This is a genomic window from Novosphingobium pentaromativorans US6-1, from assembly GCF_000767465.1.
Taxonomy (GTDB): domain Bacteria; phylum Pseudomonadota; class Alphaproteobacteria; order Sphingomonadales; family Sphingomonadaceae; genus Novosphingobium; species Novosphingobium pentaromativorans.
Map to the genome: position 1 here is coordinate 492,148 of NZ_CP009292.1, position 23,961 is coordinate 516,108.

Consider the following 23,961-nt stretch of genomic DNA (forward strand, 5'->3'; position numbering starts at 1 on the left):
GCCAATCCTGGAAACGATCATGACCATGCAGCATATCGCAGCCTTTTCCATCGGCAGTACTGGCGGCAATCCCGCTGGTGTCGTCATTGGCGACACCCTGCCTGAGCCCGACCGGATGCAAGCCCTGGCCGCACAAGTCGACTATTCGGAAAGCGTCTTTGCGGCTCCGACCGGCGATACGTGGAAAGTCCGCTACTTTGCTCCGGACATGGAAATCGATTTCTGCGGACACGCCACGATTGCGCTCGGCGCCGCGCTAGCCCGTCGGTATGGACCTGGGCGCTTCATGCTCGACCTCAATCGTGCACGCATCGAAGTCGAGGGGCATTGTTCAGACGCGAAATGGGGCGCGGCCTTCCGATCGCCAGGGACAAGAAGCGATCCGGTGACCCATGACGCGTTGCAGGAAGCGCTTTCCCTGTTCCGACTGTCGAGGGAGGACCTCGACGAGCGCCTTCCTCCCGCGGTAGCCAACGCAGGGGGAGACCATCTGGTTCTGTGCTTGCGCGATCGCGAAGCCTTGCGCGCAATGGCATACGACCTTGAAGCAGGCCGGTCGCTGGCGCAGCGCATGGGCTATGTCACGTTCACGCTGGTCCATGCGGAAAATGCCAGGCTCTTCCACGTCCGCAATCCATTTCCGGCCGGCGGGGTCTACGAAGACCCGGCGACTGGCGCGGCAGCGGCGGCCTTCGCGGGTTACCTGCGTGATCGCAATTGGCCGCACGGCGGTAGGATTACCATCCAGCAAGGCGATGACATGGGCATCCCCTGCAGGATCGATGCCGAGATACCCCCTGCACAAGGCGAAGGCATCCGCGTCGCAGGCGCAGTTCGCGAGTTGACCCCGCCGGAACCGGAGGATTGAAGCGGATGGACGTGACACCCGAAGAACGACTTGCGGCGCTCGGTCTGGACCTGCCTCCCCCGCCTCAACCGGCGGGCCAATATCGCCCGGCCCGGCTGGTGGGCGATACACTGTATCTATCGGGCCAGGGGCCACGACACCCCGACGGAAGCTTCGTAGCAGGCCGTCTCGGCGAGGACGTTTCGACGCAGGCCGGTCGCACGGCGGCCCGCGATGCCGGGCTGCGCCTGCTCTCGGCCGCCAGGCACGCATTGGGCAATCTGTCGCGTATCGCGGCAGTCGGACGGGTCTTCGGGATGGTCCACGCCGCTCCCGGCTTTACCGAGCATGCCGCCGTCATTGACGGATGTTCGGAGCTTTTCATCTCGGTGCTGGGCGAAGCCGGACATCATAGCCGCTCGGTCGCCGGGCTGGCGACACTACCCTATGGCATGATCGTCCAGATCGATGCCGTACTGCACATCTTGCCAAAGGAGAAACTACAATGACCATCCAGCGCATCGGCCAGGCCAAGCGTATGTCGCAGGCCGTCGCTCATGGAGACACCATCTACCTGTCGGGACAGGTCGCAACGAAATCGGCCGGTCAGGGCGTTGCGTCCCAGGCCAGGGAAATCCTCGAGGGTATAGACGCTCTGCTGACCCAGGCCGGCAGTGACAAGTCCCGCGTTCTGAGTGCGTCTATCTGGCTCGCCGATATCGCAACCTTCGCGGAAATGAATGAAGTCTGGGATGAATGGGTCGCGCCCGATGCCGCCCCGGCTCGTGCGACGGTGGAAGCGAAACTGGCGTCACCGGACTACAAGATCGAGATTGCCGTCATCGCGGCCAGATAACCGCACTTTCGCTGGCACCGGGAACGGCACAGATCACGACCGCGCGCCCGGGCCGAAGCCCTGAAGTCTGGCTTCGGCCCCGGGGACGAGGGCACTGCCGCGCCCCTTCCCTGTCGAACGATTGCCGCTTACCGCTTTTCTTCGCGCCAGAAACCGAGCTTTTCCTGCACCCCGCGGTCGGAAGTGCAGAACAGGAAGCAGTCCTCTTCGGCCTCGAACGAGCGCCATGTCCAGTTCGGCGTGACGAAAACGTCCTGATCTTCGAAGGCGATCCGCTTGTCGTCGACCACGACGGTCCCCTTGCCGTATGGCACCGCCACCATCAGGGCGTCGGTTGACCTGACAGGCTTGGTCTTCGTGCCGGCCGGAAGATACGTCATCCATGATGCAATGGTTGGCATCGGCCAACCGCCGTCGATCGGATTGGCATAGCGAAGGGTTGCGCCAAAATGGGGATCGAGCCCTGCCTGCGCGACGGCCAGCAGCGCCTCCCGCGTGCGCTCGAAGGGATAATTGAAGACGGGCGTCGTCTTGCCGAATGGACTTTGCGCATCGAGCGGCATCATCGCGTTGCCGAACCGGGCAAGCGCATCGCCTTCCGGCTTGGAGACGATCTGAGCTGACGAATTGTAATGCTCGAAGAAGCTGGCATCGAAGAAGTTCACGATGTGAACATCCAGCATGTCGACCCAGACGAGCGGACCATCGCCCGGGTTTCCGTGGTCGTGCCATGTCATCGAAGGAGTGATGACGAAGTCCCCCCGCGCCATCGTTGAACGCTCGCCGGCGACCGATGTATAGCCGCCCGAGCTTTCGAGGACGAAGCGCAAGGCTGAAGCGACATGGCGGTGGGCCGGCGCCGTCTCGCCCGGCAAGACAAGCTGAATGCCAGCGTACATCGTACCCGTCGCCCGGCCCTTACCCCGCAACGCAGGATTTTCCAGGACCAGCACCCGTCGCTCGGCCTGTTCTGCCGTCAGGAGATCGCCGGCTTCCAACAGATATGGACGCACGTCGTTATAATGCCAGACATGTGCCGCCGTTTCGCGCAAGGGGGCAGGAGGTGCCATCTTGCCGATCACTTCCCACAGCGGCGCCATGTCCTGGGAGTCGATGCGCGCGTAATAGGCTTCCTTGCGCTTGAGGAACTCCGGGTCGTTCGGAAGGTTCGCGCTGCCGGTTCCACTCATGGGTATTCGCCTTGTCGTTCGATATTGCCGTCGCCCCTTCAGGCGTCGCTCAGTTCCACTGCATTGACAATGTGCGCCTGGGTGTATTCATGCAGACCTTCCTGCCCGTACTCTCCGCCAATGCCGGACTGCTTCGCACCACGGAACGGTATGGCAAAATCGATGGCCATATGCTGGTTCACCCAGACCGTACCGGCATCGACGCGCATCGCGATTGCCGTTGCCGCTTCGACATCCTTGCCCCAGACCGTGCCGCTCAGGCCGAATTCGGAATCGTTGGCGCGGGCGATGACATCGTCGATATCGTCATACTTCAGCACCGGCAGGATCGGCCCGAACTGTTCTTCACGCACGACCTTCGCATCGTCCGCGATATCGCGCACGATGGTGGGCGCAATGAAGTACCCGGGACGATCGAGCGGCGCGCCGCCGGCAATCACCTTGCCGTTCTGCTTTGCATCGGCAAGGTAGCCCTTCACCTTCTCGAACTGCATGGCGTTTTGCAGCGGACCGACCTGCGTTCCCTGCTTGGCACCGTCATCGACGATCGCCTCACTCGCCAGGCGCGCCAGCTCGGCGCAGAAATCCTCGTAAAGCGAAGAAGGAACGTATGCGCGCTTGATGGCGAAGCAAATCTGGCCCGCATTGCCCATTGCGCCCTGGAAGACATGTCGGGCGACCGCCACCGGATCGACATCGTCGAGCACGATCGCGGCATCGTTGCCCCCCAGTTCCAGCGTCGTTCGCTTGAGGGTGCCGGCGGCCGCCTGCACGACCTTCTTGCCGGTCGGCGTCGAGCCGGTAAAGGACACCTTCGCGACATCCGGATGGGAAGTCAGCTCAGCTCCGAGATCGTTCTCGTCGCAGATCACGTTGAGAACGCCGGCGGGCAGATGATCGGCGCACAGTTCTACGAACTTGAGAGTGGCCAGCGGAGTAGTCGGCGCGGGCTTGGCGACGATCGAATTGCCGGCCATCAAGGCCGGAGCGACTTTTGCGCAATGCAGGATGAGCGGATAGTTCCACGGCGTGATCGCGGCCACCACGCCAAGCGGCGTACGATGCTCGATGACCTTGCGGCCGTTTGCATCGCTGATGACCTGCGGGTCGAGGCGCATCCCGGCGAAAGTCATGAGCACCGCAACCGAACCCATGACCTCGAACATCGCCTGATCGATCGGCTTGCCCTGTTCGCGGGTAATGAGACCGGCGAATTCCTGCGCGCGCGATTCCAGGGCCTTGCCAATCGCCACCAGTGCTTGTGCCCGCTCTTCGATCGGCGTTGCAGCCCAGCCCGGAAATGCGGCCTTTGCCGCCGCGATCGCCTGCTCCAGTTGCGCCTTGTCGGCCTTGGGGCATTGCGCGAAGGCCGTCTCGTCAGCCGGATTCAGCACCGGGAAACTGGATGCACCAGCAACCCTTTCGCCATTGATCACCATCGCATAAGCCGTCATTTCATCCACTCCGCTATCACTGTCGGGACAGGCCTGGCTTGCAGGCCTGATCGGCTCGCTTCAGTCGCCCACGTAGGCCGGGTTGAGCTTGCGTCCGTCGAAGGGCAGGAAATCCTCGACATTGCGGGCACGCACCAGCCAGTTCGGATCGTTGACCAGCGCGCGGCCAACGGCCAGCAGGTCGAACTCGCCGTTCTCGTACCGGCGCATGACCTCGTCCATGTTGTTCACGGTCTTGGGAGGCGTGGTGGCCAGATCGTATTTCTCGCGATGAACAGCCGTACCGCCGCACATCACCGTCGGCTTTCCGGTGATCTTGCGAGTCCAGTAAGGGAAATTGCCTTCCTCGTTCTCGAACGCCTGCTCGGTGAAGAAGCGCGTGCTGGCCTCGATGATGTCGCAGCCGGCATCGACGATCGGCGCGAGGATCTCTTCCAGTTCCTTCGGCGTCTTGGCGAGATGACCGTCATAGTCGCAAGGTCGCCATTGCGAGAAACGGAACGAGATCGGCATGCCCGGTCCCACTTCGCGCCGAATGGCCTTGAGCACCTCGACCACGAAGGCCGTACGGCCGACATGATCGCCGCCCCAGCGATCGGTGCGCAAATTGGTGTCTCCGCTCAGGAACCCGTCGAGCAGGTAACCGTGCGCACCATGAAGGGCGATGCCGTCAAAACCGATTTCCTTCGACCGGCGGGCGGCCGTGGCGAATGCCTCGACCACATCCATGACCTCGCTCTCGGAGAGTTCGTGGAAGGGCCGTTCGCTGAGCTTCTTGACCGATTCCGGCGAGTTGCCGGTAGCCCTGTCCGTAGGCCCCCAGGTCGGGCTGGGAACGTAAGCGACATTGTCCGGATGCGTGACGGCCTTCTGAGCGCCGATATGCAGGAGCTGCGGAAAAATGAGACCGCCGGCTTCGTGCACCGCGTCAACGACCTTCTTCCATCCCGCGCGCGCGGCCTCGTCATGCAGGTCGGGAGCGCTGCCACGGCCAGGACCGAAGGCATCCTCATTGCCGGGGTGATCGATCAGCATCGAACCCACGTAGCTCACCGCGACGCCACCTTCAGCGCGTTCCCGGAAGTAGCGGATGAGCTTTTCGCTAGGCACCCCATCGTCCTGCACCTGGCGGACCACCGGCGACATCAGGATGCGATTCTTGAGCTCGAGATCCCCAATCTTAATCGGTTGGAGCAAGGGGTCTATCGAAACGTTCGCCATCAAAAATCCCTTCGGGTCATGGTATTCGGCATCAAGACCGCGCGCGGCCTGGCGCGCGGAGAAAAATCAGAGGAAGAACAACAGGTTCTTACTACGGATCACCCGTTCGAACAGGTCGATCCGCCGCTTGAGAAGGATGAAGCCCTCATCCCCTCCCTGCCGAAGCAGATCGGTACGCTGGTAGACGACCTCGTCCTTGTCGTACTCACGCCGGAAACGGTATGCCTTGCCGTAGGAAGTCACCTCGAACTCTCCGGGCGTTTCCGTCTCGACCACGCGCACATTCGAAATGAAGCGCCGGATATGCTGGCGCGGATCCATCATGCGCTGCAATCCGGTATCGAATTGCCTGACCCTCAGCTTGAGAGCGGTGAGGTCGTCGTCGTAGATCATCAGTTCGCGTTGGCTGAGCGGAGCCTTGTCGCGCACGTGACGATCGGCCTGCACCACCATCTGGTAGCGGATGCCCGGATCGAGCACCGAGTTCACCCAGTAGCCCAGATCGTCGCGGTCGAGGATCGCTGCTTCCGCATAGAGGAACTGCTCGATGCTGTGATGGACTTCCATGGACACGGCCTTCCGGGCAGCCGCATCAGCATTTTCCGCCGGCGTTGCGTTGATCGTCGTCACAGGAGCTGCTCCTTCCACTTCTCGCTGCGCTTCTGAAGTTCCTCCCAATTCTCGGATGCAAGGCAGTCGGCGTAGAAGCGGTAGTATCCGCGGATGGAAAGCTCGCTGACCATCTCGTCGACCACGCCCGGAAACTTCGGATCAAGGCGTGCATTGCCCTTGCCCATCTGGGCATTGAGCTTGCCCTGGCGAGTGAAGTAGCCCTTGTTCGGCCGCACGCAGAATTCGAAGTTGTCCATATCGTCACCCTCGAGGGTGCCGGCCGTGCCGAAAGTGCGATGCACTGCAACAGTAAGGCGACGCTTCTCTTCGTCGGACATGCGCTTGTCAGCCAGTGCCCAGGTGACGATCTCGATCTTGTCCGGACCGATCGGATGCCAGACTTTGAACACGTTGAGACCGATCAGATAGGAGCAGTTGGGAAAAAAGCTTCCATCCCAGAACGACGTGTAGAGCTTGCGCTGATCGTCGGTCCGGTCCTCGGGCAGGTCCTCGGGCTTGCGAACCTGATGGACCTCGGCCAGCTCAGGCGAGACGGAATGCAGCAGAGAGTTCTGATGCATGAACTGGATGGCATGCCCGTGTCCGTAGCGCGAGGTCGACTGCAAGCCGGCGCCCGGCCCGAAATCGGCGGCAGGACGGGCAATCGCCTTCAGGATCGAACCATGGGTCATGCCCAGGTGATAGACGTCGCCCACGAAGCCTTCGGTAGGCAGTTTCCAGTTGGTCCGGATGATCGAACGCCCCGGAGGACCGAGCAGTTCGACGCCGCCCGGCACATCCGACCAGATGTCCATGTACCACTTGTCGTCGCCGAGGAATTCCTCGAGACTAGGAGCGTCGGGATCCATGCAGCCGAATACGAAACCGCGATAGCTTTCGACGCGCGGCACTTCGCGCAGGCCCAGCTTGCTCTTGTCGAGGCTGTCCCCGTAGAGCATGTTTTCGAGCGGGACCGTCTTCAGATTGCCGGCCGCGTCATATTGCCAGCCATGATAGATGCAGGAGAGCGCATTGGCGCTGCCCGCTTCGGCCATGCACAACTTGGTGCCGCGATGGAGGCACTGATTGAGGAAGGCCTTCGTCGAACCGTCAGCCTGGCGCCAGACGAGCACGTCGTCTTCCGCCATCCGGGTCGTGACATAATCGTTGGGATTGGGAATCTGGCTTTCATGAGCCAGGAAGAGCCAGCACCGGCCGAAGACGCGCTCCAGCTCCAGCTCGTAGATTTCCTTATCCCAGAATATCCGGCGGCTTTGCGTTCCCGCCTCGACATCGATCAATTCGTTGACGTCCAGCATTTTGTCCTCTCCAGCCTGTCAACAGGCAAGTCCTCACGCAATGACCAAGCGTACGCGCTCGCGCCGTTGCATCGCCGTGCAGGCATCGGGAGAGCGGGCCGGCCCTGCGCCGCCCCGCTCTTCCCCCTTACTTGGCGTACTTCGGCCGCAGCGCCTTCCAGCGACGACCGCATTCGCGTCCACCTTCCGCGATGTGCTCGGGAACCACGTGATAAGGCGGGCGGATCGGCCCGGCATTGCAATAGCCGGCTTCGTTCATGCGAATCTTTTCAAGCTGGATATTGTACTTGGCAAATTCGCCATGGCCTTCCTTCGGAATGAAGGTTTCCATGATGTAGTCGATGTCGCGCGTAATTGCCTTAGCCTTATCCATGTCGCCAGCATCGAGAGCATCGCGCAGGGCAAGGACCGGTTCCGGGCCCATCGCCGCTTCGGTCGACCAGAAAGCGATGTTCTCTTCCGGATTGAGCAGCCTGTGCTTGTGAGCCATCTGGCAATGCGGAATGAAGCGGATCTTGTTGCCGGTCATCTGCAGCAGCTCGTCGATCATGAAGAAGCCGAACAGCTTGGCAGCAATGACCGTCGGCGCGCGTTCGACAATCTGCTGCCAGAACGGCGGCGGGAACGGAAAGCGGAAAATGCCTTCATTCCAGTAGGTCATGAGCGGATAATCGGGCAGCGCCTCGCTCATGTCCGCAAACAGCTGCACCGCACCGCCCAGCGTGGCAGGCTGCCACATGGGCAAACCGATCATGGCGCCGGTAGCGCCGAGATCCTTGACGAAGCGGGTCCGCTTGACGGTGTCATAAGTGCCGAGCGTCGTAGTTCCAACGAAGACCGGCACACGGCCGCGAACGGTCTCAACCACGCAGGCGCAGGCCTGTTCCCACTCCTTCTCGGTCATCGTTGCGGATTCCGCAGTCGTGCCCATCGTGGCGAAACCATCGACACCCGACTGAATAAGCTCTTCCGTCAACCGGGACAGTTCATCAAGATCGACCGTATCGGTGGCGTCCCAGCGCTCCGACCCCGGTTTCGCGGGCGTCGGGATGAACGAAAACAGCCCCTTGATATCGTCCTTGGTTATCATCGAATCAATCTCCCAATAAATCCAAGCCAAAGCCTCGAAGCCAATCCTCCAGGAGAAACTGCCTCGATGCTTCATCCAAAACTGTTATACTAGGTTCCGCACTCAGAACCGCACGCGGCACCAGCCGCTGGCGCCGGAACCCAGAATACTGTCAACACGTCATTTCTAACGGCAAGAACGCCCGTCTTTCGATGCACTTTTTGTGCTGCCGACGCCGAGTTTTTCGCAAGCCATCCGCATCCCGCTCTCCTTGTGGTGAGCCGCTCCGGCGATACAACCAAGGGTTGCGGTCCACACTTGATTTTCCTATACCATGTGGCAGAAGGTTTGCAACAACATATTATAACAGGAAGCCGGGTTTGGCACAGAAAAGTGGAAAGCAAACAACCCTGTACCAGCAGGTTCAGGCCGCCATTGCAGACATGATCGAGAGCCACCGCCTCAAACCAGGCGAGGCGCTCCCGAGCGAGAAGGAGCTGGAGAACAAGTATGGTGTGAGTCGCATCACCGTTCGCCGCGCCCTCGAAGAACTCGAACGGAGCGGACGCGTCGTACGCTCAAAAGGCAAATCGGCTCGGGTGGCGCAACCCTTCCAGGCCCATGCCCGCACGCGTCTGGACGACGACTTCATGATGATGCTGGACCTGGTACGCGGGACCCAGGCGCAAATTCTCCTGTTCGAATGGCAATTGCCCGACGAAGAGTTGCAGAACTTGCTCGAACTCGAAACCCGCGAACCCGTCCTGCGGGTCGACCGACTGCGCAAGGCCAACGGCAGGCCGACTCTGCACACGACAGCCTACGTTCCAGCCTCGATTGGCGTGAAGTTCGATCGAGCCGAACTGGCAAACAGCACAATGATAGAGCAATTGGCGCAGACCGGCATCATTCCGATCCAGGTGGATCAGTACATGTCGGCCGTCCCGTGCAAGGAGGAGATTGCCGCCCATCTGGAAGTAGAGGTCAATTCGCCGATCTTTCAGATCCAGCGCCTGGTTCGCAGCGACACCGACCAGATCATCCAGAGCCTTGTCATATCGTTCCGAGGTGATAGCTTCACCTATCACCTCTCGGCCATGTTCAAGCAGGATTCCGAGGAAGTGGAGTTCGCCAGCAAGCCGGTTTTCGATCAAATTGGCAGCATGCATTCCTCACTGGCCAAGGATTGAGGGAGGCGCCGGGGGCCAGCAAGATTGGGGGTTCTTTCCGATATGGCGGAGAGACCGATACGCGCACTCGATGAGGCCTCACCCGCTTGGCGCCAAATCGCCCGTCGTCCAAGGCAAGAACAGGCCCACACTTCAAGCCGCCAATGAAGTGGGAACCTTACAGGGCGCCGAAGCGATAGCTCGACATGGCGGCATTCCCGAGAAACGCCTCTTCGTGATAGACACGCGCGCCAAGCTCGTCCTGCGCTGCGCCAACCGCGACGAACAAGGGAACCAGGTGGTCTTCCCTCGGATGCGCCGCTCTCGCGGCAGGCGCCTCGGTCCAGTTTTTCAGCAACGCGGCCCGATCCTCGCCGCACTCGTCAACGAGCGCATGGGTCAACCATCGGTCGAATTCCAGCGAATCCGCTTGCCCACCGCCGCCCATCAGGGCCCGCATGTTGTGAAAGCTCGAACCGCTGCCGATGATAAGGACACCCTCATCCCTTAGCCTGCCCAGCAGTCGTCCTGCTCGCAGGTGTACTTCGGGATCATATCCGGCATGGATCGAGAGCTGAACGATCGGCATTTCCGCTTCAGGATAGATCGGCTTCATCAGGCTGAAGGTGCCGTGATCGAGCCCGCGCACGGAATCGGGCGATGCGGCAATACCCCCCTCGTTCAGGATTTCCGCTACCCGCACTGCCAGGGCAGGTGAGCCGGGGGCATCGTACCGAATACGATAGGCCCAGTCCGGAAAGCCGTAATAATCGAATTCCATTTTCGGCTCTGCAGCCGAGGAAACCCTGAACTCTGGAGTTTCCCAATGACCCGAAACGACGAGGACCGCCTTCGGGCGCGTGCCGATTTCCTTGCGCATTTCACGCAAGGAGGCTTCCAGCTCTCCGAAACGGGTCTCGCCACGCTCTGCCATCCATGGCCATGGCCCACCCCCATGCGAGATGTAATAAGTCGGCAAGCGTGCCGTCATTGCCCATCCGCTCGACATGTCGCATCGTTTGCGGAGCGGCCCGACAGATGCTCCTCGAGCATTTGGAGCCGGTCGTTGCCCCACCACATCTGCCCGTCGCACATCATTGTCGGCACTCCGAACACGCCGCGCGAACAGGCCTCTTCAGTTGACGCCGCAAATTCCGCCGCGGCCCTTTCGGAGCCAACGTAGTCAAAGAAAGCCTGCTCGGGCAATCCAACTTCTTCGACAGCGCCGCGCAGGACCTCGGGATCGCCCACGAAGCGCCCCTCCCCCCAACTCCTTCGCCAGAACGCGGCAACGAATGACCGGGCCATGCCGTGTTCCTCGGCGAAAGCTACACCATGGTGCGCGAGTACAGCATCACGTGGACGCGCAGGCGCCTTCGCGGGATCCGGGAATGCGAAAGGCACCCCATAACGCTGCGCCCACCGTGTCAAATCCTGTCTGAGGTAGGCAAATTTCGGCGGAATTTCACGGTTCGAAGGCCCGGTATTGCCTGCAGCCTTCTTGGCCGTCGCAAGATCGATGGCCCGATAGCGCACGCCCCTATCGTGCCTTGCGGCCAGCACGCCGATCTCCTGGAACGCCATATAGGCGAACGGACTGGACAGATCGAAAAAGAACTCGATCTCGCGTGGGGCGTGAGCTTGGGACAAGATCAACCTGCCGCCGTGATTTCTTCGGCGATCTGTGCCCAGATTCGGCCTGAAGTACGCGCGCCTTCGAGGTATTCCTCGGGCGTCAGGTGATGGGGAGGACGAGCCGGCCCGACGTTCATCCAGCCTCCCGCGTTAATGCGCTCCTTCTCGAGGCCAACGTTGTACTTGGCGAACTCGGTATGTTGCCCACGCGGGAACAAGGTCGCCATCGATGGTGCGATCCGGTCGGAAAATTCCTTGGCCTTGCTCCAGTCGCCGGACGCTTTCGCGCCTTCGACCAGATCGCGCAGATGCGTCGCGACCTCGGGCCCACAAGCTGCACCGCTCGACCAGAAGGCCTTCATCGCATCGGGATCGATCCGCGCGCTCATGTAATATTCCATGTCCATCACCAGGAAACGGATATTGCCTCGCGACGCATTGAGATCGTTGACCAGCCGATTGTTCGCCCCGGCGGCATACTTCACGCCCCTGACCTGCGGAATATCGGCCATCTGCGCCCAGAATGCAGGGGGCCACGTGTAGCGGAACGCCGCGAAATTGGCATAGATGAAGATCGTCGTATCGGGACAGGCCTCTGCGACATCCCGAAAATAGCTGACTGCCATGGAGGTGTCGGCAGGGCACCACATCGGCAGGCCCAACAGGACGCCGTTCGCCCCCATGTCGCTCGCCTCGCGCGCCATTTCAATGGTATCGCGCGTGCCGAGGCTGGTGGCGCCGGCAATGAACGGCACCCTGCCCGCCGCCGTATCGATAGCGGTGGACATGAACTTTCGCCGCTCCTCGCGGGTCATGGTGCAGCATTCTCCAAGCGTACCCATGCCCATGAGGCCATCGATGCCTGATGAGATCATCGCCTCGGTCGCGCGTGCGACCTCGTCGACATCGACGGTGTCCGTTTCGCGCCAGTCCCAGCCATTGGGCGTGGCCGGCGAAGGCAGCATCGCCCAAGCGCCGGTAATTTCGTCGATCGTCAGCAGTCCAGGAGATTTTGTCATCAGACTATACCACTCTGTAAGGAAGGTACCCCGAGGCACGAGTGGCCTCGGGGTCGAATTTGGGCAGGCTTATTGCGGACCGAAGTGCCACCGCGCCTCGAAACCGAAGATACGCGGCTCGTTGTACGTACCGGACGTGAAAGCGAAGGCACCGGGCGACCCGAGGTTGGGCGCCGCGACGTAGAGCTTGTCCGTCACGTTCGTCACGAATGCGGACAGATCGACGTCCGAACCCAGGACACTGTTCCAGTCGAGACGCAGATCGAGCACGGCCCGAGCCGGAACGGTGATGGCATCGTAGTTGATCTTGCCCGAGCCATTGACCTTGGCCCGCATCACGACGTCTCCGACTTCGCTCGGCAGCGGCAGCGTGTAGGCAACCGAAGCATTGTAGGAGAACTTGGGCGCCCCGTAGAACACCGTCGCCTCGAAGCTCTTGATGCCAGGGGTCAGGAACGCCGGGAAGTTCACAGGCGGAACGAAGGTGTTCTTGTTGACCGCGAAATCGAGGACCGACATGCCACCGGACAGCTGCAGCGAAGGCACCGGCCGTACCGAAAGCGCCGCCTCAAGTCCCTTGACCCGTCCATCGCCCACGTTGGCGAAATACAGTGCCGTAGGATTGTTGCCGGGATTGAAGTCGCCATCGACACCGCCGGTGGCGGCCAGAACCTGGTTGATGCCATTGGTGTTAACGGCGTACTGCAGATCCTTGTAGTCCGCCTGGAACAAGGCCAGGTTGAACGTGACCGGCACGGTGCCGAGCGCGAAGCGGCTCTTCAGGCCGACTTCATAGTCGGTGACCGTCTCCGGGCTGAAGGACTGGGCGCCGGCAGCAGCGAGCGTGCCGCCCAGGATCGGCGCATTCAGGCCGCCCGAACGATAGCCACGCCGCGTCACCCCGTAGAACAGGATCTCGGGAGTAACTTGATAGTTTACGCCAAGGGTGTAGCTCCAGAAATCCTCCGATGACGAAGCCTTCCGGGCAGGATCCTGCAGACAGGTGTCCTCGCTCGCCGCGGTCTGCGGCAGTTGGCCACCGATCGAGCAGAGCGAATGATCGTCCTTGGAATAGCGCAGGCCTGCATCGATGCTCAGACCTTCAAGCGCAGGCGTGATGGCGCCGAATGCCAGGTTGATCTGGCTGTAGGCCGACTTGCTCTTGTCGCGGTAGTAATTGCCCGACCCCAGGGGCGCGAAGACCGGCGGCGGTCCGGGCGACGCAAGCGAAGGAACCGTGAAGTCGTAAGTGCCCGGAGGCGCCACGAGTTCGTAGGCCGTCCCGGACGGGCGGAAATCGAGATAGAAGCCGCCCACGATATACGTCAGCGCATCGTTGAAGGCCTTGCCGCTCAGCTGAAGTTCTTCGGTAACCTGCCGGTAATCGACAAACCGATAACCCGGGATCAGCGGGAATGCGTAGCCTGCCTGGTTAACGTAGGCTTCAACGTAGTTCTTCTGATAACCGAAGATGTTCTTGATCGTTACCGAGCCGATATCGAGGCTGGTCGTGTTGCTGATCGTTTCCCGCTTGTCCCGCGTCGAAAGCGGGAACGGTGCCGTACCCGTACGCGGCCCATTGGCCAACTGATCCTCATAGGCCTGCTGGGTCAGAGGAATGACGAATGCGAACGGCGTGCCGGCGAAATTGTTGGGAAGTCCCATCGAATTGGGATCGTAAGTCAGCAGTTGGGCCGCAATGCCATTGGTCGCCGCACTGAAGTTTTCATAAACGAAGACGTTCTTCAGCCCTTCAAAGGGCTCTGCAAGGACCGAAACACGGAATGCATTGGAATCGAGGTTGGCAAAGTCGCGTCCGGGGAAGCTCAGGTTCTTCTGATAGCCGTCGCGCCGGTTGACCACGCCTGCAACCCTGATCGCAAGCTTGTCCTCGATCACCGGAATATTCAGCGCGCCTTCGGCCTTCATCCAGCTGTAGTCGCCTACCTGCAGGTCGGCATAGCCATTGTAGTCGTAAGTCGGCTGACGGGTGTTGGTGAGGATCGCGCCAGCTTCCGAATTGCGTCCGAAAAGCGTACCCTGCGGTCCCTTGAGGACCTGCAAGTTGCCAAGATCGTATGTCGGAAGCGCAGCACCGAAGATGGTCGTCGGAACGTCGTTGACGTAAGTGGTGACCGCAGGCTGCTGGAACCCGAGAGAACCACGCGACATCGCGCGAATGCTGTAGACTGCGTTGGTTTCGCTACCAACGAAGAACAGGTTCAGGCCAGGGACGACCGCTGCGATTTCGCTGACCTTGGTAATACCGGCAGCGCGCAGCTGATCGGAGCCAAGTGCCGTTACCGAGATAGGCACCTTCTGGATGTCTTCAGCCTTGCGACGCGCGGTCACAATGATTTCAGGCTGAAGTATCGAGGCGGCAGCCTGCTCTGCGGAATCGTCCTGCGCTTCTTGCGCGTACGCGGCCTGCGATGAAAGCGCCAGCGCCGCCACTGAAGCCAGGAACAGCGAACTTCTTTTATTCATTTCAACCTCCCCTTATTAACATTCTCGAATATATCGAATACATTAATGTCAAGTGGCCGGACGGACAATATCAATCCGGCCATTTATTCATCAAACCACCAACTCCGCGAAGCCCAGTCCGGTAATGAGCTCGGGCATCGCCTCGTATCCGATGACCCTGCCCTTGGCCGCGGGTGTCATGGCCATGGCGCAAATGAAATTCTTCATTTCCAGCGCGCCATTCCCGGCTGCGTCCTCGACTTCGTCATCGCTTAGCGCAATCAGGGCTTCCACGTCGTTGGCTTCGATCAAAGCCATGAGATCTTCGTCAAATTCTGCGTTCACCCGCCCCATCTGCTCGTCTCCGACCCAGTGGCTCATGCCACCAGTCCCCAGGACGACGACTTTCTCATCCCCGGGCCAGGCCTCGATCGCGCGGCGCACGCTATCGCCGAGCGCGAATGCACGGCGGCTCGACAACAGGGGTGAAATCCCCGAATTGAGGTAGATCGGGATGACCTTCAGGTCCTGATTGTCGGCGAGCGACAAGCGGTACGGAATGGCGATCGCGTGATCCACCGTTATGGCCTTGGCGAATGCCCAGTCCACACCGCCGCGCAGTCCGAAATCGAGGATATGGCGCGCCAGCGGCTCGTTGTTGGCGATTGCCACGCGATCGAAGCCGAGCCAATCCTCGAAAGGCATCTCGACATCGCCGATCGCGATCAAGCACGACGGAATGCAGTGCGGCCCGAAGCACGTGTAATGGTCCGACCCTATGACAATCGCCGTATCTGCACCCAAAGCCTTAACCCGAGCGCCAACTTCGGCGAAATGCCCATAGATGGCCTCATGCTTTCCCGGGCTCCAGCGCTGTTTCGGGACCATCGTTATTCCGGGATTGTGCGGCAGCACGAACCCGCCCACGATCTGTGCCATGTCGCTAAACTCCCTTCGTGCGCATGTGCGCAGCACCGGCCCGGAGCGGCTGAACGATATTACCCATCGGGTCCATCGGTTGGCGCCTATTCATTTTCAGCCATCACCTGCAGATATTCGGTCCGCTTGCCGCGACCATGTATTGCCGAGAATGCCCCGAGCAGAAGTCCGGGATTCACGCCGTGCGCGATGAGCGCCTTGAGCTTCCAGGAGAGCAGCAGTTCGCGCTCTTCCGCTGTGATGCGGAACCTGTTCAAGTACTCACCCATGTCGGCGAGATAGGCGGCGCGCGCGTCATCGCTGGTCGTCGCCAGCCAGATCGCGCGTTCGATACCGTTCACGCTCATGGCCGCTGCCTCATCCGCTCACAAGCGGCTGACCCGCCTGCACCTTCGCTTCCAGATCGGCCCAATTGCGTCCAGCCTTCGCGGCGCCATCGAGGAAATCCTGCGGGGTATTATGGTACGGCGGGCGGCAAGGACCTGCCTTGATCCAACCGGCCGCATCCATCCGCGCCTTTTCAAGGGCAATGTTGTGCTTGGCAAACTCGTGCGGATCGCCGCGCGGGAACAGCGGCCGGGTCGACTGCACCATCGCGTCGCTGATTTCCTTTGCCTTGTGCCAGTCACCTGTCTGCTTGGCCTTGACCACTTCGTCGCGGAAGGTCGTGACGACCTTGGGTCCGCACACTGCACCGGTAGTCCAGAACGCGGTCATGAATTCCGGGTCGATGCGCGCCGCGGCATAGTATTCCAGATCGATAGGCATCAGGCGGATGCGGTTCTTCGAGGCACGGACAAACGACGGCCAGCGCATCCGCGACGACAGCTTGGCGGTCACCACCTGCGGTATTTCGCTCAGCTGAGCCCAGAACGGCGCCGGAAAATCGTATTGGAAGATGCCCGGATTGGCATAGATCGAAATGGCCATTTCCGGGCAGGCTTCGGCCACGCTGCGCACGTAACCCACGGCCGAAGCCGTATCCGCCGGACACCACATCGGAAGTCCGATCATCGTCCCGTCGGCACCGAGGTCCGATGCTTCGCGCGTCAACTCGATCGTGTCGCGGGTGCTCAAAGTCGTGGTGCCGGTGAAGAAGGGCACTCTTCCACGCACCGTCTCAACGGCGGTGGCGACGAAATCATGCCTTTCCTGTCTCGTGAGGGTAGCGCATTCACCCAGAGTCCCGAACGAGAGAATCCCGTCAACGCCCGCTTCGATCAAAGCCTCGATGGCACGCGCGGTCTCATCCAGATCGACGGTGTTGGCCTCACGCCAGTCCGACGCATTCGGCTTCGACGGAGTGGGTATGATCGCCCAGGCTCCGCGAATCGAGTCGACCGTCAACAGTTCCTTGCGCCTTGCCACATCCATTCTCCAAATCTCGATCTGCTTGCCTGCAGATGCTCGCTCAGCCATCCCAAAGGAGTTGCAACAGCCAGACCCCTTGTAAGCGATTTTTCAGACACGAACGAGCAAATTGTTATAACAGGATGAATAGACCTGTACGGTGCTGAAACAGAACCGAGAAATGCGCGCTGCAGCGTTGAGCGCAGGGCAACGATCGGAAATTGACTCACTTGCGCTGCTGGCAACACCGGCAGGACGTTTCCTCAAGAGACGCCTTCTGCCTGCGGCAATATATGTAGTGGGGGCAAGAAGGTTGTCGACAATTGAGGGCTGAATCGCCTTCCCGGTTCGACCCATAATCAAAGCACGGAGGATGCAGTCCATGCCTTTTATCAAGAATTGCTGGTACGTAGCGTCGTGGTCCCACGACCTCGAGCCGGAGAAGTTGACGTCGCTCATGATAATCGGCGAGCCGCTGGTAGTATATCGCCGCGCGGACGGCGGTGTAACAGTGATGGAAGATCGCTGCTGCCATCGCTTCGCTCCCCTCTCGAAGGGGCGCATCGAGGATGGTTGCAACCTGCGCTGCATGTACCACGGCATGAAGTTCGACCAGGACGGTGCGTGCATCGAAATCCCGTGCCAGGACACCATTCCGGAAAGCGCACGCGTCCGGGTATACCCAAGCGTCGAGCGCGGCGGCTGGCTTTGGGTATGGATGGGTGATGCCGCGGCCGCCGATCCCGACCTGATCCCGCCGGTCGTCGGGCTCGACGACCCTGATTGGGTCCTCAAGCCGGGTCAGCTCGATTACGAGGCCAACTACGAACTGATCAACGACAATCTCACGGACCTCACCCACCTGGGCTACGTCCACAACAATTCCTTCGGCGCGACCGAGGAATGGGCGCGCATCCTGCCGACCGTGCGCCGTACCGAACGGGGCATCCGCGTCACACGCTGGATCCCGGCGGGACGCGGCTTGAGCATGAAGGAAGACGGCGAGAAGGGCCTTGCTGACTATGTCGGCCTCGACTGGGCCCAGTGGAACAACAGCGACTACTACGCCGCGGGCGTGCTGCTGCTGACATCGGCGATGTATCGCCCCGAAGACATGCCGGCGGATGGGAAGTCCCAGCCCACCGCGCAACCCGTCAATGCCTCGTTCTCAAACCATATCCTTACCCCGATCGACGAGCGCCATACGCGTTACTTCTTCTCGTTCGGTCCGCGCGCCGTGGATGGTGACGAACAAATGGCCCTCGGCCTTGTGGAAGTGGCAAAGATGGCTTTCAACGAGGATCGGGTAATGATCGAGGCCCAGCAGAAGATCATCGACAAGGGCGCCCCGAACGAAGTGATCATCAAGGCCGACGTTGGACCCGTGCAGATGCGTTCGGTGATCCGCAAGCTGATCAAGGCCGAAGGCGGAGAGACCCGTGCCGCCGATGCTTTCACAACCGAGCCCGGCGCCGAGACCATGCCGGCCTGACCGCCGCCCGCCAGCGGCCCTGCAACACCCGAGGTGCCAGGGGCCGATATGGCGGGCATCACCGCAAGCGGCGGTCTTGGAAACGCAGTTCCATTCCAGCAGTGACAGGCGCGCACCAAGCACCTGACACTGCCGGAACGAATTGCCGTCCGCCAGTTACAGGCCGAACAACCGGCGCGAATTGTCGCGGCAGATCTTCATCAGGTCAGCATGGCTGATCGGCGCGGTTTCGACGAGATGATTGAAATGGTCAGCATCGGCGAGCGGATAGTCGGTAGCATAGAGAATGCGGTCGGCGCCCATTTCCAGGATCGCGCCAATCATCGTCGCCGGGGACAGGTTCCCGCTGGTGGTAATCATGATATTGTTGTGGATGTAATGGGTGATCGCATGCTTGGGCGCCCCTTTCTGCGCCTGTGTTGCAGGCTCGATCTGATCGAAGCGGGCGCAGTGGAAGGGCAGCAGTTCCCCCATATGCCCAAGCACCAGCTGCATGTCGGGAAAGCGATCGAACACGCCCCCCAGGATGATCCGCAGCGCATGCAGCCCGGTTTCAACGCTCCAGCCCCAGGCCGGCTTTTCCAGCGCAGGATAGGCAGCGTAACTGCGCACCGGATCCGGTGTGGTGATGCCGGGGTGCAGATAGATCGGCACGTTCAGTTCGGCAGCCTTTTCCCAGATCGGCAGGAACCTGGGTTCGTCGAGGTACTCGCCTTGGGTGTGGCCGTTGATCATCGCGCCGACGAAGCCAAGCTCGTTGACACAGCGAACCAGTTCACGCGCGGCGGCCTGAGGATCCTGTACAGGCAAGGCCGCCCAGCCCTTGAAACGATCCGGATGTGCGGCGATGCGCGCCGCCAGGAAGTCGTTCATGGCCTGGGCCGTCGATTCCGCTCGGTCATGATCGGGATCGAGCTGCACGGAGCTGCCGTTGTAATAGGAAAGGACCGCGATCTCGATCCCGATCCGATCCATATCGGCAATCCGGGCCGCGTCGGTATCCCGCAGTTTCTTCATGACCTCAACCGCGTGCGGGCCCGTAAACGGGTCCTTGCCGTGCGACACCATGTCAAAATAAGCGTCCTGAGCCGGATCGAGGAAATGTTCCTCAAGCGCAATCTTGCCTTCGATGGTCATACCGGTCCTCTCACTGTTTTCATCAGACTACGCCCTGCGCAGGTCCGTGCGAGTCCGAAGTCATGCAAACTTTCGCGGGGTCGCGTTGCCAATAACTCACGCTTCCTGGCCTGCCGGAAGGCGCAAACGCGCACTTTGCGCCAACCTCGCCGAATTCATGCGCAGCGGTTTTGCCCGGCTCTGCCAGGGGCGACCCCCGGGTCGCTCAATACACGCTTGGCGCAAAGACCAGGCGGGACCTATCGTTCGCCAAATCTAGGGAGAAATGGATAATGGCCCGACAAGGCACGAAGCCGATCGGCGAAACCTTTGACTACATCGTCGTTGGCGCCGGATCGTCCGGAAGCGTGATCGCCGCCCGGCTGAGCCAGAACGGGGCGAGCGTTCTGGTGATCGAGGCTGGCCCGGCCAAGGTCAACGCCGTCAGTCGCATCCCGGGTTTCCACAAGGTCGCCTGGAATTTTCGTCCCTTCAACTGGAGCTTCGTCAGCGAGCCGGAGGCAAACCTTGGCGGGCGCCGCATCCAGGTCCCGCGCGGCAAAGTCATCGGTGGCAGTTCCGCCATCAATGGAATGGCATTCCTGCGCGGTTCACCGCTGGACTTTGATGCTTGGGCGCAATCCGGTGCGCACGGTTGGTCCTATGACGACGTGCTGCCTTACTTCCGCAAGTCCGAAACCAGCTGGAACGACGACGTCCATCGTCACGGACACGATGGTCCAGTCCGGGTCGTCGTGCGCAAGGGATCCCATCAGTTCCTCGACGAAATAGCACAAGCCGCCCAGCAGGCAGGATACCCGACAACGCAGGATCCCGACGGCGACTTTCATGAAGGCGTCTCCCCGATGCCCCAGAACAGTGGCGGGGGCGTGCGCAATGGCACGAATTCAGTCTATCTCGAACCGGCCTTGCGCTCGGGAAACTGCCGGCTCATCGCCAACGCCCTTGCCAAGCGAGTCCTGTTCGAGGGCAAACGCGCCGTCGGCATCGAATATGAAGCCGAAGGCGCATTGCACAATGCGCTTGCAGCAAAAGAAGTCATCCTGTGCGGAGGAGCCTATAACTCTCCCCAATTGCTGATGCTTTCGGGCATCGGCAATGCCGGAGATCTGAGGGCCATGGGTATCGAGCCATTGGTCGATCTCCCCGGCGTCGGCGCCAACCTCCAGGAACATCCCATGGTCTATATCGACTTCGGCGCGCGTGAGAGCCTTCTCAGCACGCTGCGGATGGACCGGATGGCGCTTGCCCTCGGTCGCTGGATGATCGGGCACGGCGGCGCTCTGGCTGGCAACGGCGTGAGCGGCAATGTCCTGCTGCGAACTCTGCCCGAACTCGATCGACCCGATATCCAGATCATGCTCACTACGATCCGCTCGGATGCACAGCCCTGGCTGCTGCGTCGCCAGAGCCACAAGTGGACCTGGCCAATCTGCCTGCTGCACCCCTTCAGCCGAGGCTCGGTGACCTTGAAGTCGCCAGACTTTCGCGACCATCCGGCCATCCGCTTCAACATGTTCGACGACCCGCGGGACATGGAGACGATGATACGGGGCATTCGCAGCGCGCAGCGAATCGCCGGCCAGCCGGGATTGTCTCACTTGCTCACCGGCCCAATGGCTCCCGGTCCCGAAGTCGCGACAGATGGCGAGCTGGAAGCCTTCATCAGGCAGCACGCGGAGATTACCCACCACCCGGTGGGAACCTGCCGCATGGGACAGGACGAACTCGCCGTGGTCGATCCGACTTTGCAGGTCAGCACTGTGTCGGGCCTTCGCGTGGCCGATGCCTCTGTCATTCCGCTCGTTCCGGGGGCGAACACCAATCCCGCTGCCATCATGATCGGGGAACGCGCGAGCGATCTGATTCTCGGTCGATCGGCTTAGCAACTGCCTTGCCGAGAGCAGCCGATTGAAGTGGACGCAACGCAGGCCAACGCAATCGTCGCTTGAAGCCCGTTCGCCAAACGCGTCTGGTCTGCCCCGGATTGAAATTGCGGTGTCTCACCGCGTGAGTACGGAAAATGAATGCGGGTGGAACCAGCCAAGGCTCGGTACTACCAAGAGAGAAGTTTGAGCCTGAACATCGGCAATATCAGGGAAGAATCTGAAATGGCATTGACAACGAACGACATCGTCTATGGCGGCACGGCAGAGCGAGAGCTCAAGCTCGACACCTATGCCCCTCAAGAGGGCGGCAGTGCAGCGCGCACGGCCATCGTCCTGATCCATGGCGGCGGCTGGATGACCGGCGCACGCGGCATGATGGCACCGCTGGCAAGTGCCCTGACGGAAAAGGGCTTCGTCGTCGTTGCCCCGGAATATCGCCTGGTTCCTGAATCGCCCTGGCCGGCGCAGATCGACGATATCGTTTCCGCCGTCCGCTGGGTTTCGGAGAACGCCGACAAGCTTGGCGTTGCAAAGGATCGCATCGTTCTGGCCGGCGGTTCGGCAGGCGGCCACCTTGCCCTGCTCGCCACCGCCAGGCTGCGCGGTGAAGTTCCCGTTGCTGCGGTCCTCTCGCTGTTCGCCGCCAGCGCCCTCTCGACCGACGAGCGCCCCGCCAAGGGCCTGTTCAACGGTACGATGCTGGTGGGCCCGGCGCCTGCCGCCGAAGCCTTGAGCGCGGCCAATCCGATCGATCAGATCTCAGCCGACTTCCCTCCGGTATTCCTGCTTCACGGCACCGCTGACTGGCTCATCGATCCGCTGGCCAGCGTCAACCTCTACAACAAGCTGGTCGAACTGGGTGTGACGGCAGAGCTTCACCTCGTCGCCAAGGCCAATCACGAATTCATCGGCGAGCCCAGCATGATGAAGCCGATGGTCGCAGAAATCGCGCTCTTCCTGGATCGGATCGTGCTCGATCCGCAGCGCTATGTCGATGAAGCGATGGAAACCAACCTCTTTGCCAAGGGCCCAGAGGCGTTCCGCGCAATGATGGCGCAGATGGCGAAAGGCGGCGGCAAGCCGGGCTGACCGGGACAACTGCCAGTCAAGAGCTGTTGCGGCGTGGTTCCTAAGTAGCAGCCACGCCGCATTCATTGCTCTTGTCTGCGGCCCGCAAGGTGCCTTCCCGGCACAAGCGATAGGGCGAGCCCCTGCGCAGAAGACGGCTTTGCCGTTACTCATGCAGGGCGACCATTTCCTCAGCAATGCATGAGCACTCGATGCGCCGCCAGTAGTGCGATTGAGGACGGCACAGCCGCGCGACCGCTTCGCAGCGTGATTGCATTTGAAGGAGGAGAGGACCGACCATGAAGATTCTGCTGACCGCAGCGGCAGGCCATCAAGGCAAGCTGCTCCTCCCGAAGCTGAGCGCGCTAGGCCATACCGTGCGCGCAGCACGCGCCACGCCCGGCAAGGACGACGAACTCCTGGCACTGGGCGCCAGCGAAGTCTTCGTCGGCGACCTGACCGAAGTGGATACCTATACCCGGGCGCTTGAGGACTGCGACGCAGTCTATCACGTGGGTCCGGCAGGCATTGCCCGCGAAACGGACTACGGGTTGGCCATGATCGAGGCGGCGCGGCGGAACGGCACCCGGCACGTGGTGATGAGTTCCGTATATCACACGATCATCGACATCGTTCAGCATCGCTGGAAACGGGACATTGAGGAGAAGCTCTTTGAGTCAGGCCTCAATTGCACGGTCCTGAGGCCTTGCGACTTCATGGTGGTCGAGCATTACATCGACATTCCGCTGCGCACGGGTGTCCTCCCGATGTTCTGGAACATCGCGGGCGAGCGGCGCGGATCCATGATCGCGATCGACGACCTTACCGATGTTGCAGCGAAAGTTCTGACCGAGGGGTCGCGGCACTATTTCGCGAATTATGAGCTAGCCGGACCCGACAAGCTGAATGCTCACGAAATCGCGCGAATTCTCTCACGCGTAATGGCCAAGCCAATCGCGGTCGAGGAACAGTCACCCGAGCAGTTCATGAAGAGGAACTTCGGGCTGGAGGAAATTTCCGGTGTCTGGCGCGAGTATCTGGATGTCATTTCATCCATCAGCGCCTGGTACTCCAAGCATGACTTCGTCGGGAATCCCAACGTGCTTGAATGGTTGCTTGGCCGCCCTGCGACAAATTTCGAAACCTTCGCGCGCAAGCAAGTGCCCTCGACCGCCTCGTAATCCGGCGCCGCGTCATAACTGGGCCATAACTGGGCCATAACTGGTTGG

The 23,961-nt window shown here is 60.9% G+C and carries 22 protein-coding genes; 8 read left to right on the forward strand and 14 right to left on the reverse strand.

All coding sequences use genetic code 11. From position 1 onward, the window contains the following. The first annotated feature begins 19 nt into the window (after positions 1-19). From JI59_RS20925 to JI59_RS20935, 3 genes are read left to right on the forward strand one after another with little or no spacing between them, the layout of a single operon-like run. Positions 20-868 carry a PhzF family phenazine biosynthesis protein gene (locus tag JI59_RS20925; RefSeq protein WP_007014372.1) on the forward strand — a complete coding sequence of 283 codons (849 nt, stop codon included), beginning with the start codon at positions 20-22 and terminating at the stop codon, positions 866-868. A gap of 5 nt (positions 869-873) precedes the next feature. After that, on the forward strand, positions 874-1,356 hold the full coding sequence (locus tag JI59_RS20930; protein WP_007014371.1) for a RidA family protein: 483 nt from the start codon (positions 874-876) through the stop codon (positions 1,354-1,356). After that, on the forward strand, positions 1,353-1,703 hold the full coding sequence (locus tag JI59_RS20935; RefSeq protein WP_007014370.1) for a RidA family protein: 351 nt from the start codon (positions 1,353-1,355) through the stop codon (positions 1,701-1,703). The genes JI59_RS20930 and JI59_RS20935 overlap by 4 nt, the downstream gene beginning before the upstream one ends. A gap of 128 nt (positions 1,704-1,831) precedes the next feature. On the opposite strand, the gene gtdA is transcribed toward JI59_RS20935, so the two are convergent. The 6 genes from gtdA to JI59_RS20965 form a co-directional block, all read right to left on the reverse strand. Then, a complete protein-coding gene (gene gtdA / locus JI59_RS20940; protein ID WP_007014369.1) occupies positions 1,832-2,893 on the reverse strand; it encodes a gentisate 1,2-dioxygenase in 1,062 nt (353 codons plus the stop codon). Between the two features lie 38 nt (positions 2,894-2,931). Then, a complete protein-coding gene (locus JI59_RS20945; protein ID WP_039857933.1) occupies positions 2,932-4,347 on the reverse strand; it encodes an aldehyde dehydrogenase family protein in 1,416 nt (471 codons plus the stop codon). A 60-nt stretch (positions 4,348-4,407) separates the two neighbouring features. Continuing rightward, positions 4,408-5,568: an oxidoreductase gene (locus JI59_RS20950; RefSeq protein ID WP_007014367.1), complete on the reverse strand. Its 1,161-nt coding sequence runs from the start codon at positions 5,566-5,568 to the stop codon at positions 4,408-4,410. A 66-nt stretch (positions 5,569-5,634) separates the two neighbouring features. Further along, complete coding sequence (locus tag JI59_RS20955; protein ID WP_007014366.1) at positions 5,635-6,198, reverse strand: aromatic-ring-hydroxylating dioxygenase subunit beta; 564 nt, start codon at positions 6,196-6,198, stop codon at positions 5,635-5,637. Then, entirely contained in the window at positions 6,195-7,499 is a 1,305-nt protein-coding gene (locus JI59_RS20960; protein ID WP_007014365.1) for an aromatic ring-hydroxylating dioxygenase subunit alpha, read from the reverse strand. The genes JI59_RS20955 and JI59_RS20960 overlap by 4 nt, the downstream gene beginning before the upstream one ends. Positions 7,500-7,626: 127 nt before the next feature. Continuing rightward, positions 7,627-8,589, reverse strand: a complete 963-nt coding sequence (locus JI59_RS20965; RefSeq protein ID WP_039857929.1) for a dihydrodipicolinate synthase family protein — start codon at positions 8,587-8,589, stop codon at positions 7,627-7,629. Between the two features lie 359 nt (positions 8,590-8,948). Between JI59_RS20965 and JI59_RS20970 the strand changes: the two genes are divergently transcribed. After that, positions 8,949-9,758, forward strand: coding sequence for a GntR family transcriptional regulator (locus JI59_RS20970; RefSeq protein ID WP_007014363.1), 810 nt, complete (start codon positions 8,949-8,951; stop codon positions 9,756-9,758). A 157-nt stretch (positions 9,759-9,915) separates the two neighbouring features. Here JI59_RS20970 and JI59_RS20975 read toward each other — a convergent pair whose 3' ends face one another. The 7 genes from JI59_RS20975 to JI59_RS21005 form a co-directional block, all read right to left on the reverse strand. Continuing rightward, the gene (locus JI59_RS20975) at positions 9,916-10,728 is read right to left on the reverse strand and encodes a DODA-type extradiol aromatic ring-opening family dioxygenase (RefSeq protein ID WP_052118019.1); all 813 of its coding nucleotides are present in this window, start codon (positions 10,726-10,728) and stop codon (positions 9,916-9,918) included. Further along, the gene (locus JI59_RS20980) at positions 10,725-11,393 is read right to left on the reverse strand and encodes a 2-hydroxychromene-2-carboxylate isomerase (protein WP_007014361.1); all 669 of its coding nucleotides are present in this window, start codon (positions 11,391-11,393) and stop codon (positions 10,725-10,727) included. Before JI59_RS20980 ends, JI59_RS20975 begins: the two co-directional genes overlap by 4 nt. Beyond that, positions 11,390-12,391, reverse strand: a complete 1,002-nt coding sequence (locus JI59_RS20985) for a dihydrodipicolinate synthase family protein (RefSeq protein ID WP_007014360.1) — start codon at positions 12,389-12,391, stop codon at positions 11,390-11,392. Before JI59_RS20985 ends, JI59_RS20980 begins: the two co-directional genes overlap by 4 nt. 69 nt (positions 12,392-12,460) lie before the next feature. Further along, positions 12,461-14,878, reverse strand: a complete 2,418-nt coding sequence (locus JI59_RS20990; RefSeq protein ID WP_039857925.1) for a TonB-dependent receptor — start codon at positions 14,876-14,878, stop codon at positions 12,461-12,463. 90 nt (positions 14,879-14,968) lie between these two features. Beyond that, positions 14,969-15,796, reverse strand: a complete 828-nt coding sequence (locus tag JI59_RS20995) for a DODA-type extradiol aromatic ring-opening family dioxygenase (RefSeq protein ID WP_007014358.1) — start codon at positions 15,794-15,796, stop codon at positions 14,969-14,971. 86 nt (positions 15,797-15,882) lie between these two features. Further along, positions 15,883-16,143 (reverse strand): hypothetical protein, encoded by a 261-nt coding sequence (locus JI59_RS21000; protein ID WP_007014357.1) that lies wholly within the window; start codon positions 16,141-16,143, stop codon positions 15,883-15,885. A 10-nt stretch (positions 16,144-16,153) separates the two neighbouring features. Continuing rightward, positions 16,154-17,215: a dihydrodipicolinate synthase family protein gene (locus JI59_RS21005; protein ID WP_007014356.1), complete on the reverse strand. Its 1,062-nt coding sequence runs from the start codon at positions 17,213-17,215 to the stop codon at positions 16,154-16,156. Positions 17,216-17,528: 313 nt separating this feature from the next. On the opposite strand from JI59_RS21005, the gene JI59_RS21010 reads away from it, so the two are divergent. Continuing rightward, a complete protein-coding gene (locus JI59_RS21010) occupies positions 17,529-18,638 on the forward strand; it encodes an aromatic ring-hydroxylating dioxygenase subunit alpha (RefSeq protein WP_160289752.1) in 1,110 nt (369 codons plus the stop codon). A gap of 156 nt (positions 18,639-18,794) precedes the next feature. Here JI59_RS21010 and JI59_RS21015 read toward each other — a convergent pair whose 3' ends face one another. After that, positions 18,795-19,775, reverse strand: a complete 981-nt coding sequence (locus tag JI59_RS21015; RefSeq protein ID WP_007014353.1) for an amidohydrolase family protein — start codon at positions 19,773-19,775, stop codon at positions 18,795-18,797. Between the two features lie 272 nt (positions 19,776-20,047). Here JI59_RS21015 and JI59_RS21020 point away from each other — a divergent pair, with 272 nt between their 5' ends. From JI59_RS21020 to JI59_RS21030, 3 genes are all read left to right on the forward strand, one after another. Continuing rightward, positions 20,048-21,661 (forward strand): GMC family oxidoreductase, encoded by a 1,614-nt coding sequence (locus JI59_RS21020; protein ID WP_007014352.1) that lies wholly within the window; start codon positions 20,048-20,050, stop codon positions 21,659-21,661. 225 nt (positions 21,662-21,886) lie between these two features. After that, positions 21,887-22,753: an alpha/beta hydrolase gene (locus JI59_RS21025; RefSeq protein WP_160289753.1), complete on the forward strand. Its 867-nt coding sequence runs from the start codon at positions 21,887-21,889 to the stop codon at positions 22,751-22,753. Positions 22,754-23,031: 278 nt separating this feature from the next. Next, complete coding sequence (locus JI59_RS21030) at positions 23,032-23,913, forward strand: SDR family oxidoreductase (RefSeq protein WP_007014350.1); 882 nt, start codon at positions 23,032-23,034, stop codon at positions 23,911-23,913. The last annotated feature ends 48 nt before the right edge of the window (positions 23,914-23,961 follow it).

Excerpts from the sequence above, each read along its gene's own strand:
- gtdA (WP_007014369.1), bottom strand. The coding sequence starts at position 2,893 with ATGAGTGGAACCGGCAGCGCGAACCTTCCGAACGACCCGGAGTTCCTC.
- JI59_RS21015 (WP_007014353.1), bottom strand. The coding sequence starts at position 19,775 with ATGACCATCGAAGGCAAGATTGCGCTTGAGGAACATTTCCTCGATCCG.
- JI59_RS21010 (WP_160289752.1), top strand. The coding sequence starts at position 17,529 with ATGCCTTTTATCAAGAATTGCTGGTACGTAGCGTCGTGGTCCCACGAC.
- JI59_RS20995 (WP_007014358.1), bottom strand. The coding sequence starts at position 15,796 with ATGGCACAGATCGTGGGCGGGTTCGTGCTGCCGCACAATCCCGGAATA.
- JI59_RS20990 (WP_039857925.1), bottom strand. The coding sequence starts at position 14,878 with ATGAATAAAAGAAGTTCGCTGTTCCTGGCTTCAGTGGCGGCGCTGGCG.
- JI59_RS20930 (WP_007014371.1), top strand. The coding sequence starts at position 874 with ATGGACGTGACACCCGAAGAACGACTTGCGGCGCTCGGTCTGGACCTG.
- JI59_RS21030 (WP_007014350.1), top strand. The coding sequence starts at position 23,032 with ATGAAGATTCTGCTGACCGCAGCGGCAGGCCATCAAGGCAAGCTGCTC.
- JI59_RS21005 (WP_007014356.1), bottom strand. The coding sequence starts at position 17,215 with ATGGCTGAGCGAGCATCTGCAGGCAAGCAGATCGAGATTTGGAGAATG.
- JI59_RS20935 (WP_007014370.1), top strand. The coding sequence starts at position 1,353 with ATGACCATCCAGCGCATCGGCCAGGCCAAGCGTATGTCGCAGGCCGTC.
- JI59_RS20965 (WP_039857929.1), bottom strand. The coding sequence starts at position 8,589 with ATGATAACCAAGGACGATATCAAGGGGCTGTTTTCGTTCATCCCGACG.
- JI59_RS21025 (WP_160289753.1), top strand. The coding sequence starts at position 21,887 with ATGGCATTGACAACGAACGACATCGTCTATGGCGGCACGGCAGAGCGA.
- JI59_RS21000 (WP_007014357.1), bottom strand. The coding sequence starts at position 16,143 with ATGAGCGTGAACGGTATCGAACGCGCGATCTGGCTGGCGACGACCAGC.
- JI59_RS20945 (WP_039857933.1), bottom strand. The coding sequence starts at position 4,347 with ATGACGGCTTATGCGATGGTGATCAATGGCGAAAGGGTTGCTGGTGCA.
- JI59_RS20950 (WP_007014367.1), bottom strand. The coding sequence starts at position 5,568 with ATGGCGAACGTTTCGATAGACCCCTTGCTCCAACCGATTAAGATTGGG.
- JI59_RS20960 (WP_007014365.1), bottom strand. The coding sequence starts at position 7,499 with ATGCTGGACGTCAACGAATTGATCGATGTCGAGGCGGGAACGCAAAGC.
- JI59_RS21020 (WP_007014352.1), top strand. The coding sequence starts at position 20,048 with ATGGCCCGACAAGGCACGAAGCCGATCGGCGAAACCTTTGACTACATC.
- JI59_RS20975 (WP_052118019.1), bottom strand. The coding sequence starts at position 10,728 with ATGACGGCACGCTTGCCGACTTATTACATCTCGCATGGGGGTGGGCCA.
- JI59_RS20925 (WP_007014372.1), top strand. The coding sequence starts at position 20 with ATGACCATGCAGCATATCGCAGCCTTTTCCATCGGCAGTACTGGCGGC.
- JI59_RS20985 (WP_007014360.1), bottom strand. The coding sequence starts at position 12,391 with ATGACAAAATCTCCTGGACTGCTGACGATCGACGAAATTACCGGCGCT.